Annotated in this window: 8 protein-coding genes and 1 pseudogene; 6 read left to right on the forward strand and 3 right to left on the reverse strand. The window is 48.0% G+C overall.

The genetic code is table 11. The features are described 5' to 3' along the window. The first annotated feature begins 135 nt into the window (after positions 1 to 135). The 4 genes from HRM2_RS08570 (at position 136) to HRM2_RS08585 (ending at position 12,559) form a co-directional block, all read left to right on the forward strand. Complete coding sequence (locus HRM2_RS08570) at positions 136 to 5,949, forward strand: Ig-like domain-containing alpha-2-macroglobulin family protein (RefSeq protein ID WP_015903616.1); 5,814 nt, start codon at positions 136 to 138, stop codon at positions 5,947 to 5,949. Positions 5,950 to 6,020: 71 nt separating this feature from the next. Then, positions 6,021 to 8,228 carry a transglycosylase domain-containing protein gene (locus HRM2_RS08575; protein ID WP_232364231.1) on the forward strand — a complete coding sequence of 736 codons (2,208 nt, stop codon included), beginning with the start codon at positions 6,021 to 6,023 and terminating at the stop codon, positions 8,226 to 8,228. A 583-nt stretch (positions 8,229 to 8,811) separates the two neighbouring features. Beyond that, positions 8,812 to 10,446 carry a PAS domain-containing sensor histidine kinase gene (locus tag HRM2_RS08580; protein ID WP_015903618.1) on the forward strand — a complete coding sequence of 545 codons (1,635 nt, stop codon included), beginning with the start codon at positions 8,812 to 8,814 and terminating at the stop codon, positions 10,444 to 10,446. Between the two features lie 436 nt (positions 10,447 to 10,882). Next, positions 10,883 to 12,559: an IS1634 family transposase gene (locus HRM2_RS08585; RefSeq protein ID WP_015903619.1), complete on the forward strand. Its 1,677-nt coding sequence runs from the start codon at positions 10,883 to 10,885 to the stop codon at positions 12,557 to 12,559. A 34-nt stretch (positions 12,560 to 12,593) separates the two neighbouring features. Here HRM2_RS08585 and HRM2_RS08590 read toward each other — a convergent pair whose 3' ends face one another. Beyond that, positions 12,594 to 12,908: a PEP-CTERM sorting domain-containing protein gene (locus HRM2_RS08590; RefSeq protein ID WP_015903620.1), complete on the reverse strand. Its 315-nt coding sequence runs from the start codon at positions 12,906 to 12,908 to the stop codon at positions 12,594 to 12,596. Positions 12,909 to 13,177: 269 nt separating this feature from the next. Here HRM2_RS08590 and HRM2_RS08595 point away from each other — a divergent pair, with 269 nt between their 5' ends. Continuing rightward, positions 13,178 to 14,557 (forward strand): IS4 family transposase, encoded by a 1,380-nt coding sequence (locus tag HRM2_RS08595; protein ID WP_015903621.1) that lies wholly within the window; start codon positions 13,178 to 13,180, stop codon positions 14,555 to 14,557. Positions 14,558 to 15,101: 544 nt separating this feature from the next. On the opposite strand, the gene HRM2_RS26570 is transcribed toward HRM2_RS08595, so the two are convergent. Then, the gene (locus HRM2_RS26570; protein ID WP_148214530.1) at positions 15,102 to 15,335 is read right to left on the reverse strand and encodes a hypothetical protein; all 234 of its coding nucleotides are present in this window, start codon (positions 15,333 to 15,335) and stop codon (positions 15,102 to 15,104) included. Between the two features lie 51 nt (positions 15,336 to 15,386). Continuing rightward, a pseudogene (locus HRM2_RS28435) lies at positions 15,387 to 15,757 on the reverse strand (hypothetical protein); the annotation flags it as partial. Positions 15,758 to 15,947: 190 nt separating this feature from the next. Here HRM2_RS28435 and HRM2_RS08615 point away from each other — a divergent pair. After that, on the forward strand, positions 15,948 to 16,697 hold the full coding sequence (locus HRM2_RS08615; RefSeq protein WP_015903624.1) for an endonuclease I family protein: 750 nt from the start codon (positions 15,948 to 15,950) through the stop codon (positions 16,695 to 16,697). The last annotated feature ends 135 nt before the right edge of the window (positions 16,698 to 16,832 follow it).

Here is a 16,832-nt window from a genome sequence, read left to right on the forward strand (position 1 = left end):
GAATATAAAATAACCGGCATGGCCGGAACATGGTATCTGCCTGGCTGCAACGAATGACCAATTGTTCTGATTGCAATGCTTTGGTGGGCGTTTCACATGGAATAATTAAAAAAAAATCAAAAGGCAGGATTGACCATGAAATTATGTCCTCGATCTTTTCTTTGCGCCGGTATCGCCGGTGTGCTTTTTTCCTTGTTGATGGTGTTATTTTCCCAGCCGTCCATGGCTGGTGAAGCCTTTAAAATCATGCGCATCACCCCCCAGGGTATGGACGTTCCGGCAAAACGCCAGATTACCATTGAGTTCAACCAGAAGGTTGTTCCCCTGGGAAGAATGGAAAGGGATCAGAGTGAAATTCCCATTACCTTTGACCCCCTGGTAAACGGCCAGTGGCGATGGCTGACCCCTTCTACCCTGGGTCTTGAGCTTGACGAACAAGAGCGGCTTAAACCTGCCACGGTTTACACCATGACCATCCGGCCGGGCATAACGGCCGAGGACGGCTCCAGCTTGACCCGGCCCCATGTCCATTCGTTTACAACCCTCCGGCCCCAGATGCGATATTCAGGCTTTAAAACCTGGGAAGCCCCTGGGACGCCTGTGCTCAGGCTGGTGTTTAACCAGCCGGTACTGGGGCCTTCCCTGGAAGATCATCTCTTCTTTGAGATAAACAATTCAGCCAGGCAGCGAACAGCTGCCCTTGTCGTCCCGGATCCGGACGACCCGGAACCTGGGGTTAACATCCCGTGTGAAACCCTGGAGAACCAGGACGGTCAAACCGGACAAACCTGCAACGCCCGGCGGGTATGGCTGGTGTCACCGAAAAATGAGCTGGCCCAGGATGCCCGGGTGACCCTTGGCATCCGGGCAGGTGTTCGATCGGCCATGGGACCTGTTCCTGGTGTCTCAAACTCGACCCTTGTTGTGTTTCGCACCTTTCCTGAGTTCAAGTTCCTGGGGCTTGAAGCCTACCCCATCAACGCAGATAAATCCCTGTTGATCCGGGCCCATGGTTTTAAGAATGAAACCATGCCGAGACCGAACCCCCTGGCCCCCCTGGCCCTTGTCTTTTCCACGCCGGTAAGTGTTGATGATTTCAGAAAGAGCGTGGAGTTTTTTCCAGGCCTTGCATCTGATCGACCGGGGTTTAATCCCTGGGCCAATGTCTATGCCTATTCCGGACTGGGTTTTCCCCACAAACAGGGGCAAACCTACCGGGTCTCTTTGCCGGTCAATCTTGTGGCCCATACCCCCTACCGGGTCAAGGAGAGTGCCTTACGGCTCAGGGACCAATTCGGCCGAAGGCTTGAAATTCCCCTTGATTTTTCCTTTCACACCGACCACCGGCCCCCTGACTATACCCTTGTCTACGATACCGCTGTTCTGGAAAACGGCATAGACAACGATCTTCCCCTGGTGGTGACCAATCTTGACCTGGTGAACGTTCACTACCGGCGAATGACTGTTGATAAAACCGAAGAAAATCTTGAACACCAGACGCCGGTGCAGGCGGTCCAGGACCTGGCAGTTAAAATTCCCCTTGGGGTCAACACCATGCTCCACCATCGGTCCGGGGCTGTTTCTGGAACAATAGCCACCCGGCCAGGGGTGAAAAAATCCAACTGGCAGAAAACTTTTTTTGTCCAGAAGACACCCTTCGAGGTCCATGTGAAATCGGGTCACTTCAACACCCTGGTGTGGGTGGTGGATCTTAAAACCGGGGATCCTGTGGCCGGTGCAGCAGTCTTTGTCTACAAAGACGCTGTGACCCGGTTGAAAGGCGACGGGCCTGTCCTGGCCCAGGGCGTGACAGACAAGGATGGCATCCTGATCCTGCCGGGCACCTCAACCCTTGATCCCGGGCTGAAACTGTTTGACTGGAGCTGGGAGAACAGTGACGAGCGTTTGTTTGTCAAGGTGGTCAAGGATGACCTCATGGCCCTGGTCCCTTTGAGCCCAAGGTTTGAGACCGATACCTATCGGGCCTCGGGCGCTCTTTTTTCATCCAATCTCAGCCGGCGCTACAGCCATGTCCACACCTGGGGCACCACGGCCCAGGGAATTTATCGTGCCGGAGAAACCATTGATTTCAAGATCTATGTCCGGGATCAGAATAACGGAACCTTTATCCAGGCCCCCAAAGGATCCTATACCCTTAAAATTATCAACCCAACGGGCAAGGTGGTCCATGAACAAAACAATATAACCCTTTCAAAATTCGGTGCCTTTGACGGACGGTTTACCAGCTCAAAAACTGGAAGTGTAGGGCATTATTCCTTTGAGCTTTCTGCCGATTTTACCGAGATCTCGTGGACCCCTTTAAAGGTGCTGGTCAGTGATTTTGTTCCTGCAGCCTTCAAGGTGACAACCCAGTTGAATCAGTCTGTTTTGCGGCCTGGCCAGAAGGTTGAGGTGACAACCACAGCAAAGCTCCATGCCGGTGGACCATACACCAGCGCATCAACCCAGGTTATCTTACGCCTTGAACCCCGGGGCTTTTCATCAGCCCATTCCCTGGTTAAGGATTTCTGGTTCCAGGCGGACCAGCAGGACCAGGAGGGTGTGATCCTTTTCAACAACCAGGCTGCCCTGAACAACAGGGGGGAGCTTGTCACAGGGTTTGATTTGATCCATGATCGAACGCCCTTTGGCCGTGTGGTTGTCGAGTCGGGCGTAAGGGATGACAGGGGGGGAACCATAGCCGCCACAACCTCGGTTGATTTTTTCGGCCGGGATCGGTTCGTGGGGTTAAGGTCGGACAGCTGGCTCTATTACCAGGGAAAACCAGCGACCTTTCCCTTTGTGGTGGTGGATGAAAGCGGCGCCCCCCAGGCGGGTATCAATACGGGCTTTTGGGTTGAACGCCTGACCACAAAGGCATCCAGGGTCAAGGGGGCGGGGAACGCATATAAGACGATCTATGTGGATGAGTGGACCAGGGTGAAACAATTCCAGGCAGCGTCCAGTGATCACCCCCTGCCCGTTGATTTTGTTCCGGACCGGCCAGGAGCGTATCGTATTACGGCAACCATCAACGACACCAGGGAAAGGAAACACACAAGTACCCTGGGGTTCTGGGTTTCAGGCAGAGACCGGGTGATGTGGCATCATCCAGAAGCCAATGCCCTGACCTTGATCGCTGAAAGCGATCGTCTTGAAGTGGGTGCCACGGCACGCTACCTGGTCAAGAACCCTTTTCCAGGGGCAAAGGCCCTTGTAACCGTGGAGCGGTACGGGGTTCTTAAACAATGGGTAATGACCCTGGAGGGAAGCACCCCTGTGATTGAATTTCCGGTTGAACCTGAGTTTGCCCCTGGTTTTTTCTTTTCAGTGAACATCGTCTCTCCCAGGGTGTCACCTTCTCCGGGAAACAATGGTCTGGACCTTGGAAAACCAGTATCACGTATGGGATACCACAGGGTTGAGGTGGCTGATCCCAACCGACAGATCAAGGTTGCTGTGGCGGTGGAACGACAAACCTACAAACCCGGAGATACGGTCAGGGTGGATGTCCGGGCTGACAACAGGGACGAGCCTGTGGAGATTGCCGTTGCCGTTCTTGACGAGGCCGTGTTTGACCTCATTGGTCGGGCAGGTAATCCGTTTGATCCCTTTAGGGGGTTTTACACCATTGACGGCCTGGATCTTGTCAATTATTCGCTTATGAAAAGACTCGTGGGTATTCAGAATTTTTCCAAAAAAGGGGCCTCACCCGGAGGGGATGGGGGCGCCACCATTTCCATGCGATCAATCTTTAAATATGTGAGCTACTGGAATCCGTCGATTCCAACTGACCCGAGGGGCAGGGCAGTGTTTGAGTTCAAGGTGCCTGATAATCTCACGGGTTGGCGGATTTTTGCCATGGCCGTGACCCCCACGGACCGAATGGGAACCGGTGAGCAGACCTTTAAGGTGAACCTGCCCACCGAGGTTCGACCGGTCATGCCCAATCAGGTCATGGTGGGTGACAGGTTCAATGCAGGGTTCAGCATCATGAACCGAACGGACCGGGGACGCTCTATTGCTGTAAAAATTGATGCCATGGATGTTGGTGACCGTTCGATTGCATCTGTGGAAAAGACCCTTTTTCTGCCGCCGTTTAAGCGCGAGACCGTGTGGATGCCGGTGACTGCAGAAAAACAGGGAAAAATACGGTTCAGCGCAACGGCCGGGGATGACCTGGACACGGACGCCATGGCCCATTCTTTGACGGTGAACGGTCGGGACAAGGTGACAACCGTTGCCACCTATGGCTCCATTGATGGCAATCGTCTGACCCAAACCCTGGCGGTGCCTGAAAAGATCCGGACAGATCGGGGAAGCCTGGGGGTTGTGCTTTCGTCGTCGGTGCTTGGAACCCTTGAACCTTCCCTGGCCTATATGCGTGATTATCCCTACACCTGCTGGGAGCAACGCCTCAGCCGGGCCGTTGTTGCAGCCCTTTTGCCTGATCTTGCTCCCTGGATTTCCGGAGCAGAGAATCAGACCATGGATTTGAACAATAACCAGGCACCGGGCAGGACCTTTGTCTGGCATAAAAGCGATGAATTTGTGCGGCAAACCCTGGCCCAGGCCGTGACTTTCCAGGCCCCAAACGGTGGGATGGCCTATTACAGACCGGATCAGGAGCGTGTCAGCCCATATCTGTCGGCCTACACAGCCTTTGCCTTTTCTCTTATAGAACATGCGGGGTATGAGGTGCCAAAAATTGTTGAACAAAGACTCCATGCCTTTGTTCGAACCCTGTTAAAACAGGACCATGTACCGCAATTTTATTCCCCGGGGATGAAGGCAACGGTGCGGGCTGTTGCCCTGGCCGCCCTTGCCCGGGGCAATAAAGGTAAGATGGATGATCTTGAGCGGGTTTTTCCCCATCTTAAGTCAATGGGACTTTTTGGCAGGGCCATGTTGCTGGAGGCGGCCCTTATGACCCCGGGAGCCGGGGTAATGGCGGACAGTTGTGTTGATTCCATTCTGGCCCTTTCCGACCGGACCGGAGGAAAGATGAGCTTCAGCGAAGCCCCTGATAAGGGGTACCTCCAGATTGCATCAACACCCATCCGGACCAACAGTGCTGCTCTTGCCGCCCTGGTCGCCTATGGGGGGCAGGCAAACAAGGCCTTGTCCCGGGATATTCCCCAGGGTCTTGTCCGTTACCTGACCGACACCCGCAGGGGCCGGGATCACTGGGAAAGCACCCAGGATAGTGTCTTTGCCATGAGGGGACTATTGGCCTATGCCCGGGCCTTTGAGAACGAAAAGACAGCCATGGATGTCACTGCCGATGTTGATGGTCAGGCCCTTGGAACGGCCAACTTTCAGGGAAAAAAACAAGGGAGTATTCGCCTGGCCCGGCCGATTCAATCCGATGATCCGGGCAGGTCCCGGTTGCTGACGGTTGAACGAAAAGGGCAGGGCCGACTCTATGTTCAGACCCTCATGTCCTATGCGCTAAAGACCCCTTTCCCCCGATCTGTCAATGCAGGTATTTCTGTGCAGAGAAGGGTGTGGGTTGAGCGCAACGGAAAATCTGTCGTTCTCAATGATCCTGTTACCCTCATGGCCGGTGACCTTGTGCGGGTGGACCTGTTGGTTTCCCCGGGCGGTGACAGGAATTTTGTGGTTGTGGACGATCCTGTTCCAGGCGGGCTTGAGCCGGTGAACCGTAGCCTTGCAACCGCTTCAATCCTGGATCTGGAGGCTGAGGCGCCTGACCCGGCAGCGGATGCAGGTCAACGCTGGTTTTACCATAGGGAGCTGACCCACAAAGGGGTGCGGTTTTATTCTGAAAGGCTTCCCCAGGGCAGTTACCGCCTTTCCTACACGGCCCAGGTCATCTCCTCTGGACGTTTTACCTGGCTTCCGGTCCGGGCCCAGGAAATGTATGACACGGACGTATTCGGCCAGGGGGTTGAAACCACCCTTGTTGTGGCGGATCCCGATAGATGAGGGTTGGGTGGACTAGGGTACGGATTTTTATCCTTGCCGGGCTAGTGGCTGTCCTTGTAACGACCGGGCTCATGGTCAAAACCTGGAAGGGTATGGTGCCATGGACCCGGCCCCTGGCAGAACTTCTAAAAGAGGTTTCAAAACCAAGCCTGGTTGACAGATATGGCAATCCATTGACCGTCACATATACCAACCCGTGGAACACCTCTCCCCTAAGCCTTCATCAGATACCTGACCGTTTGAAAGAACTATTTCTCTTTTCAGAGGACAAACGGTTTTTTCGCCACAGGGGAATGGACTGGAAAGCCAGGTTCCACGCCCTTGCTCAGAATTTTTGGGCGTTTCATACCGTTCGGGGGGCAAGTACCATCACAGAACAGGTGGTTCGCATGGTGCATCCGAGAAAGAGGCGTATCTGGGCACGCTGGATTGAAGGGTTTGAAGCCATGTCCCTTGAACGCTCCAACACAAAGGCGTCGATTTTCGAGTTTTACCTGAACCAGGTGCCCTATGCCGGCAACAGGCGGGGTGTTGCCCAGGCGGCCCTGTACTATTTCAACCGATCCCTGGATACTTTGAGTCTAAAGGAGATGATGGCGCTGGTTGTACTGGTGCGTGCACCATCCAGTTATGACCTGGGCAAAAATCCCGGGGCCATTCAGCCGGCACTTGCCCGTTTTGGGGGTTCGGCATTTGACCGGGGGATGATAACAGCTCTTGAGCTTGCACGGGCCATTAAGGGCAGTTTTCAGTTGGAACCCCCGGGTCCCATTGTTGAAGCCCGTCATTTTGCACAATTTGCCCTTGCCGCCCTAAAGACCGAGTCCAGTTTGTTCCAGGGGCAGGTGTTGCCCATGCACGGTCCTTTATCGGATAATGAACCGGGCGGCGTTCCGGGAAGGATAACAACCACACTTGACGGTCCCCTTCAGAATTTTGCCCGGACAACCATGGTGGAAAGGGTTGCTGACCTTTACAACAGGGGGGGCTCGAACGGGGCCTGTCTTGTGGTCGATCACAAAAACCGGGGAATTCTTGCCTGGGTTTGTGTGGGTGGGGATGATTCACGGCTGATCAATTCGGTTCGGGTTCCCCGACAGCCGGGTTCGACGTTAAAGCCTTTTCTGTATGCCCTTGCCCTTGAACAGGGCTGGAATGCTGCAAGGTTGATCCAGGACACGCCCCTTGCAAACCCAGTGGGTACCGGGCTTCACACCTATCATAACTATAGCCGCCGTTACTATGGCCCGGTCACCCTGCGCCAGGCCCTTGGGAACTCGCTCAACATTCCGGCCATCAGAACCATTGGTTTCACCGGGGTTGACGCCTTCTTATCAACCCTTTCGAGCCTTGGAATTACAAGCCTTGACAGGCATCCTGAATTTTACGGAGACGGTCTTGCCCTGGGTAACGGGGAGGTTACTCTGTATGAGTTGGTTCAGGCCTATGCAACCCTTGCCTGCCAAGGTCTTTTCTCACCCCTTACATGGAGAGCTGACCCGTGCTGGAACCCGAAAAGAACAAGGGTCTTTTCCCGGGAAACGGCATCGATTATCGCAAATATTCTCTCTGACCCAGATGCAAGGGAGCTTGAGTTCGGCAGGGGGTCATTGCTGAATTTTCCCCTGGAAACGGCAGTCAAAACGGGCACTTCCAATGACTATAACGACGCCTGGACTGTGGGATTCAACAACGACTATACCGTTGGTGCCTGGATGGGAAATCTTGACGGGCACCCCATGGACGGGGTTACCGGCGCCACAGGGCCTGCCATGGTGGTCAGATCGATTTTTGCATGGCTTAACCAGAAGGGTAACACAGCTCCGCTCTATTTGAGTCCGAATTTGATTAGAAAAAAAGTTTTTCAGGCCGTTCCGAATACCCGGGCTCCCCAGGACGAGTGGTTTGTTCCAGGTACTGAACCCGGAGGGGTTGGAAAGATAAAAGTTTATGGGACCGACAGATTAAAAGAAGGGGGTGCTGTGTCAAAAAACAGGGGAGCAAACCAGGATCGGATCGGTTTTTTAAAGCCTGTTAATGGCCTTGAAATGGCAATGGATCCCAGGATTCCGGACAGGGACGAGGCGTTTGAGTTTGAGTTGCTCGGTGTTGATCCAACGGATCGAGTCGAGTGGTGCCTTAACGGTAAACGCCTTGGTGTGACACAGGGGGGGAAATATTTGTGGCAGCTTGAGCCCGGTTCCCACCTTGTTCATGCCCATGTTTTTAAACCCGGCGACCATTGGCGCGATCATCAGGTCCGCTTCATTGTTAAATAGTGGTTGACTGAAAACCCGTGTTTGAGCGCAAAATTGTCCATATGCAAGGCGCAAAAATTTCTGAAACCGGAGTGTACTAGTGTACGTGAGGATTTCAGAAATTTGTAGCAACGCCGCAGATGGGTGAGTTTTCGTTCAAACACGAAATAAACCGGTCAAGGTAGGCGGCCAGTGCCTGCCTATGCTTTTTCAAGCTTGACCATGGGCCTTATTCGTAATTCATTTGGTTTTGAAAATATTGTCCCTATATCCATTTTTCCTATATTTAAGCAATAGAATTGATTTGTCTCGTATTAATATGTGTTGTATGATCAAAGATCATTGTACTGCCACAATTGAAAAATGTATATTTCATGTTAGTTAGGACCGCAGATGATAATAAGTTGAACAGAAATAGCGCCGAATTTTGATTTATCTACAAGGCCCTAAAGGTGCAGCATGTATAGTTGTTCTTTGATCATGGGCCTAACTCAGTAGACGGGCTAAAAGGTAAGCAATTTCGTTCAAGTTACAAAATTTGCGATCTTTCGTATCCTGAAAATAGAAACAATATCTGCTATTGCTAAATTTGGAGTTTTTTCCCATGGCTGGAAAACTGACCTACGAAGAACTGGAAAAGCGGATTCTGGAGTTAGAAAAGGAAAAAGTGGATCGCATAAAGGCAGAACAGGCCTTGCGTGAGAGTGAGAACAGCTTTGTACAGCTTTTCGAGTCAGCACCGGTACCGATGGGCTATGCTAAGTTTGTCGAAGGTTATACCGGGACGACTTGGAATTCGGCATGGTATAATACGTTTGGGTATTCTCGAAAACAAGCTGACGGTCGGAGTGGGAATGACATCGGATTATGGGTAGAGCCTGAAGACCGAGCTCGTCTGATAACAATGGCCAACCGGCAAAATTATGTTGCTGATTTTGAAACCCTCCTGCGACGCCACGATGGCGATGTCCGTAACTGCACCTTATTCGGACGATTCATAGAAACTCCTGGAAACCGTCTCTTGATGGTGGTCTATCTTGATATTACCGAACGTAAAAGGGTGGAAAAAGAACTTCACCACCTGCGTAATTATCTGTCCAACATCATTGATTCAATGCCGTCTGTTCTAATAGGGGTGGATGCCCATGGCAAAGTAACCCAATGGAACAAAAAAGCTGAGCAAGCCACAGGGATATCTTCCGATGCAGCACAGAGTCAAATGCTTTCAGTGGTATTCCCCCAGTTGATATCTCAAATGGGAATAATTACCGAAAGTATCAAAACCAGAGAAATAAAGCAGGAATTAAAAAGACCTCGTCATCTTGAAGGCAACACCCGTTTTGAGGATGTTACCATATACCCTTTGATTGCCAATGGCGTTGAAGGAGCCGTGATTCGAGTGGACGATGTCACTGAAAAACTGAGTATGGAAAAGATGATCGTACAGAGTGAAAAAATGCTTTCCCTGGGCGGGCTTGCGGCCGGCATGGCCCATGAGATTAATAATCCCCTGGCCGGGATGATACAGACAGCAAACGTTATGGCAAATCGTCTTGGCGGAAGAATTGATATTCCTGCCAATGTTAAAGCTGCCAAAGCCTCTGGCACCACCGTTGAAGCTATTCAGAAATTTATGGAAGCCAGGGGGATAATGGCTATGATCGACACCATTAACGCATCGGGGAAAAGAGCGGCTGAAATTGTGAACAATATGCTCAGTTTTGCCCGAAAAAGTGATGCATATGTATCCTCTTATCATCTTGCTGATCTGTTGGACAAAACCCTGGAACTTGCAGGGTCGGATTATGACTTAAAAAAACATTATGACTTTAAAACCATAGAAATTATCAAAAAATATGAAGCGGATTTGCCCATGGTTCCCTGTGAAGGCAATATGATACAGCAGGTATTGCTGAATGTTCTCAGAAATGGCGCCCAGGCCATGCAGGAAAGAAGGGGCACCCCTAATCAGGGGTGCCCACGTTTTATTTTTCGACTCATGAGGGAAATAAAAACAAATATGCTGCGTATTGAAATTGAAGATAATGGCCCCGGGATGGACGAAGCGACCAGTAAAAGGATATTTGAACCTTTTTTCACTACCAAGCCTGTCGGTGTCGGTACAGGTCTTGGTCTTTCTGTTTCCTATTTTATCATTACTGAAAGTCATGGCGGCAAAATGAGCGTTGAGTCGAATCCCGGTTCTGGGACAAAATTTATTATCCAGCTTCCATTTTAATAGGATTTCAGCAACAACTCAGACCCTGACCCGGTCGGGAAAACAGTTGTTCAAGCATCACCATCAGAGGTGTTTCATCATTTGTTGTGGCCAAGGCTACACCCTGTTTCTGCCATGCCGATTCGTTAAAATTTGTGACACCCCCAGGTTTATGAAAATTTAATTCAATGGAGCAATACGTCTTGATTTGGCGCCAACCGTTTTTGCCGGGTTGGCGTTATGGTCAATCCCTCCTTTTCCTTAAACTCACATTCGACACCCCCAACAGAAAAAAAGGACTATTTTTTGATGACTGTTTTTCTACATGATAAAAGTAAGTTATTCAAATCGCCCTAAGATAAATAATTTTTATTTACTGAATGTAATTTACCCTAGATTTTTCTAATTTGTTTTATTATAATTTGCCAAAATGAAAAACAATACATTGAGGCAATGCATGAAAGAATTACCAGAAATAGATGGGTTTACCGTTCAACATCTTCCAATCATTTCTTCATATGCCCGTAAAATAGGGATAATTGATATAATAAACACCCTGGTCCCCACTGAAATGGGGATTGATGCCGGGACAGTTATTCTTGGAATGGTACTCGATACCTTAACCGGAAGAAGCCCCTTGTACAGACTGAATACATTTTTTAAAAATCAGGACACCGAGCTTCTTTTGGGAAAAAAGACAGACCCCCGAAAATTTTCTGATTATACCGTTGGACGTGTATTGGACAGGATATACGAATACGGTGCAATGAAGGTTTTCTCAGAGATTTCCCTACGAGCCTTAGATTATTTCAACATAGACCGTAGCCATGTAAGTTTTGATACAACCTCGGTAACTGTCCAGGGGGACTACCCTTTGTATTCCAAAGATGCCGATAACAGTAAAACCATGACGATCACCTACGGCCACAGCAAGGACCACAGGCCTGATTTGAAGCAGTTCTTGGTTAAAATGCTCTGTGTTGATCGCACCATTCCGGTATTTGGTCAAACTGAAGATGGAAATGCATCAGACAAAACCATCAACAATGAGGTGCTTTCATCCATATCAAAATACATGGCGGAAAATGGAATCAAGAAAGAAGGATTTATTTACATTGCTGATTCTGCAATGGTTACCCGAAAAAACATGGAAAAGATCGGAGATGAAATTAGGTTTATCAGCCGTCTGCCTGCAACCTACAAGGAGTGTTCCCGCCTGATCCAAAAAAGCATCGTTGAGGACAATTGGACTGATCTTGGGAAATTGTCTGATACCACGGAAACCCAAAACCGACCGGCCGCTGTGTATAAAGCATGTGAATCGGAAGCGATCTTGTATGGTCGATCATACAGGGCGGTTGTGGTTCATTCAAGCGCCCACGATAAAAGACGGCAAAATCGAATTGATCGAGAGCTGAAGAATGAGCATACAGAACTTTCGAAAAGAATCAAAATCTTGTCAAAGCAGGAGTTCTTCTGCCATGCGGATGCTGAGAAAGCGGCTATAGAGATGAGCGAAGCAAAACATGTTTTTTATAAACCCGTCACCCAGGTTGTTGAAATCCCGAAATATAAACGGGGACGGCCCAAAAAAGACGGCTCCCGGGCATTGGACAAAATGATGTACAGTATCTCTTGTGAATTGGCCGAGACCGAAGCTGTGGAAAATCTCAAAAAAGAAACTGGATGTTTTGTCCTGTTGTGCAATGTGGACAGGGACGGCCAGAAAGGATACAGTTCCTACGATATCCTCCGGACGTACAAAGATCAATATGGGATCGAGCAAAACTTTGGTTTCATAAAGAACACACCGATCGTGAATTCGATTTTTCTAAAAAAAGCTGAACGTATAGAGGTGCTGGCCCTTGTTCTTCTCCTGTCTCTTTTGATCTGGCGTCTTATCGAATATAACATGAGACGATATGCGAAAAAAGAGAACAAGGATCTTCCCGGCTGGAATAAAAGAAGAACTTTCAAACCCACCTCGTTTATGCTGATGATAAGTTTTCAGTATCTGATGATTTTAAAAATCGGGAATCACAGACGACTGAACAGACCCTTATCCACGAAGCAATTAGAATATTTAAAGGCGTTGGGCCTGAAGTCTCAAATATTCACAACTCCCGGCGGATAATCAATACCCCAAAAAAATGGTGGAGATTTATACTCTATGGTGCGGAATGTGAGCTTAAAAAGCTGGCAAGTCCCATTAAACCGGTTCCAAAAAGAAGCAGGCTAGCGGGCTCTGGGTTGGGTATGGTGGCTTGATTATTAACAGAAAGCAGGCCTACACTTATGGGCTCTATGTTGAATATGGTGGCTTGATTATCAAAAAAAACATTTTGAATCTGGATGTTTGCATCAAAGCCTTTTTCAGGTGCCCATTGATCATTTAACCATGTATACCGGATGTTGTACGAACCAGCGCTGAAAATTGAAACATCTACATGGTCTGAATAAATGTTGGTGTCGCTTGCATTCACCGTAAGAGTGCTGGTGTCGATTGTATCTACGGTAGGATTTGTAGAATTGGTGGAGTCTAATAGAGATATGGATGCTTGGATTTTGAAATCAGAATACCAGCCAGGGGTGATATTCCCGTGGTTAATAACTCAACTTTCGGAGTTTAGTCACTCTAAATTTTAAAAATACAACAATTTGAAATAACTATTAATATTGACGAGATTCACTACCTATGATACGTGTTCTTTACCCCTAAAAAACAACAATCAAAGATAGGAATCTCATCAAAATGCATATTACCTCGACAGAATATCAAAATCAAACCATAAATCCTGAAAAGCTCGGAATTTTTGGTAACTATTTTTCCAAATTAAAAGTTGGAAGCATGCTCAACAATTCAGGTATAGTCAAAACCAAAGGTGCTTCTCCCCTGGAATTGTTCACTATCGTTTTCAATCTGGCGTTTATTGGCAAAAACTTCTTCCAAGGCGTAGTGCGGAATAAAAAAGTGGGAGTCGGAAAAGATGCCGTGTATGACTTTTTAAATTCGCCCACCTATAACTGGAGACGGTTTACAACTCTTCTTAGCAGCCGAATTTATTGTATAATTAAGGGTCTTCTGGATAATTCTTCTGAAGAGGTTCTTATCTTTGATGACTCGCCATACGACAGAAGCCGTTCCAAAAAAGTGGAACTTCTTTCCCGTGTATATGATCATGCAACTCACAAATATCTAAAAGGCTTCAGGCTGCTTACTCTTGGCTGGTCAGATGGTAACAGTTTTCTCGGGATTGATTTTGCCTTGTTATCATCAGCAAACAAAAAGAATCGATACAATGAAATCAATCCAGATATTGATAAAAGAACGTGCGGTTATCAACGCCGCAAAGAAGCGATAACAAAATCCACAATGCATCTGGAACCAATGGTAAAAAAGGCCCTCAAGACTGGTATCAGGGCGAAGTATCTTGTAATGGATAGTTGGTTTTCAATGCCTTCGGTGATTTCGAGCCTTCGCAAGCATATCCACATTATCTGCATGCTTAAGGATCATCCAAAATGGTTTTACGAGTACAATGGAAAGAGACTCAGGTTAAGTGACCTTTATGGAAAATTAAAGAAAAAAAGAGGGAAGGCCAAAGTTAAGGCCAGTGTCCTTGTTCGGTTACCTGACGGGAACAAAGCCAGAGTCATATTTGTCCCCTGTGATAAAAAACGAGGATGGCTCGCCTTTTTATCAACAGATATTACCATAGCAGATGATGAAATAATAAGGCTGTACGGTAAACGCTGGGATATCGAAGTATTTTTTAAAATGTGCAAACAGCATCTAAAACTGGTTAAAGAGATCCAAATCCGGAACTATGATGGTTTGATCGGACACACTTCCCTGGTAATGGCCAGATACAATATTCTGAGTCTGTTCCAAAGGAAAAGCGTTGATCAACGATCATTTGGAGATTTATTCAGAGCCTGCAATGAAGAATTGGCCAACATAACTTTCCTTGATGCACTAACGAGGATAATGCAATTAGCCATGGCTACGTTACGAAAGGTTCATAACTTGTCTGAGAAGATCATAAATTCCATGCTCGACCTGATAATGGGTGAAGCACTTGTATATTTCGGCCTTTCCAATCGGCAAACGCCCCTATTGGAAGGGGAATAGAGATGAATTTACTTCTCAGAAAGTTGAGTTAATAACATTTAATCCAATATCCCACTCCCCAGGGGAAAGAGCTACTGTGTATTCCACCCATTGATTGTCCCAAGCCGTCCAGATGGCGGAATCATCGGTAAACCAGCGTGAGGAAATGCTAGTGTGTTCGGTAGCTTTAAGAATAAAGTCTGTATCATAATAGGGGGTCGCCGTGGCATTCCCAACGATACTGAGATAGAAAATTACAGCAATAACCAAAAGTATATTTTTTTTATCATGTTGAATTCCTTAAAAAGTTAAATAATTGTCAAAAAGGACGGTTTAAGTCGGTTTATTAGGTTTCAATTATTTTAATCTCTTAACGTCTAAGAAATGAAGCATAAAATATGCCAAACCATATATTTTATCTTCAAGTTGCTTAAGTTATTGCTTTAAACTTTTTTATATATCAATAAAAAAATAGTTGCAAAAAAATGTAACATAAAGTTCATAGAATATGGATTTTTTTGGCTTTATAAGAAACACCCACCGAAACATCATCAGTGAAGGCTTTTCAAACTTCGTTGTGGCCAGGAGGGCAGATCCCCCGCTCCGGCCGTGCCGGTTTTATATGAAACTCGCTTCGACCGGCCGGCGGAAACGGGTGTTGCCCTTCACTCATTCTCGCAGGCCGTCCATGGCCTGCTCCGAGGGAAATGGCAACTCCTTGGACCTCGTGTCCACCGTTGCCATTTAACCCGTTCAGGGCAACACCCGTTCCCACCGGCCTACTACTGTCGAGTTTCATGCTTCGTTGTGTCCGCTAGGACATGTGGGTTATAGGGTAAAAAAGGTCATAAAGATATAAATACGCATCGACATTGCATGCCTGCAATCTCTTTTTGGCGTTGAGCTTAAACGAATCGGCGGAGTCGTTAGCCTTTGCCGTGAGTCTCGTCAATTTGCTTTCGGCTTTGTCCAAACAAACTTGAAACGATTTTTTTCGGCGCTGAGCATGGCTATTGCTCAGCCTGACCATCCACCGGAAAGCGTTTTGCTTAAGATTGGAACTCCGGCCGGGTCCAATGTTGCCAGACCTTGTTTGAATTGAAGAAAATCTGGTCGGTAATCTTTTCTGTGGTTAGATTCCAAGATACCTCAATTACTGTTCTCGGGGGCATGGTCGGCATTGAAGGCCGTGGCGTCCTTTTTTTTTAGTTCCTTTGAACAATCTGGGGTGATGAGGACCCTTTTGATAATATTTTTTTGAATCACCCGCCTGAGTATTCCCTTTAACAACAAGCCAAGGCAGTCTCTCTATACTCTTGACTGAAGTTTCTCCGCTTGATAAACACCTCCCTGGCATTAATGTTCCCTTCCATAAAGGGTAATTCAAATTTGCAATAAAGGATTCTTTTAAATGAGTACCATGAACCATTTCAGGAGGTTCTTCATACCTGTTGTCCTGCTATCGATTTGTCTGCTTTCCATCAGCCAGGCCTGCGCCGGCAGTAATACCAAAATAGATTCGTTCTCCAAGGCTAAGAGACTTCTGCTGAACCAAGTTTATTATGACCACCGGATCACTTTTTATTGTGGTTGTCCCTTTACTGCGGGCAAACAAATCATCCCGTCCGACAAGTTTTCTCCGACAACTAAACATGTAAAGAGGTCCAGAAAGGTTGAGTGGGAACATGTGGTCCCTGCCCAAGCTTTTGGCCAGAGCTTTTTTGAATGGCGGAAAGGAGATCCAGGTTGTGTCGACAGAAAAGGGAAAGCGTTTAAAGGCAGAAAATGTGCTGAGAAGGTCAATATGGAGTACAGGCATATGCAGGCAGACCTTTATAATCTTGTTCCTGCCAATGGTCAAGTCAATGCCCTTCGATCGAATTACAGTTATGCCATGATCCCAGGAGAACCACGGGCCTTCGGGAACTGTGATATGGAGATTGAAAATCGGAAGGCAGAGCCCTGTCCAGAAATTCATGGAGATATCGCCAGGATTTATTTTTACATGGCCGATGCTTACCCGGGCCGGGGGATTATCAGCAAAAAGAACAGGAAGCTTTTTCAGGCCTGGGCAAAGGAGGACCCGGTGGATGATTGGGAACGGGAGCGGTGTGCCCGGATTGAGAGGTTGCAGGGTAACAAGAATCGGTTTGTGAATTGATCATGTAATGTGAGATGTGCGGGTTGGTTGGCCTGCTGATCTCTCCTTCTAACAAAAAAGGCCCTCAACGAAAAATCGCTGAAAGCCTTGATTTTAAAGTGGTGCGCCTGGCGAGATTCGAACTCACGACCTCCT

The organism is Desulforapulum autotrophicum HRM2 (assembly GCF_000020365.1).
Lineage (GTDB): Bacteria > Desulfobacterota > Desulfobacteria > Desulfobacterales > Desulfobacteraceae > Desulforapulum > Desulforapulum autotrophicum.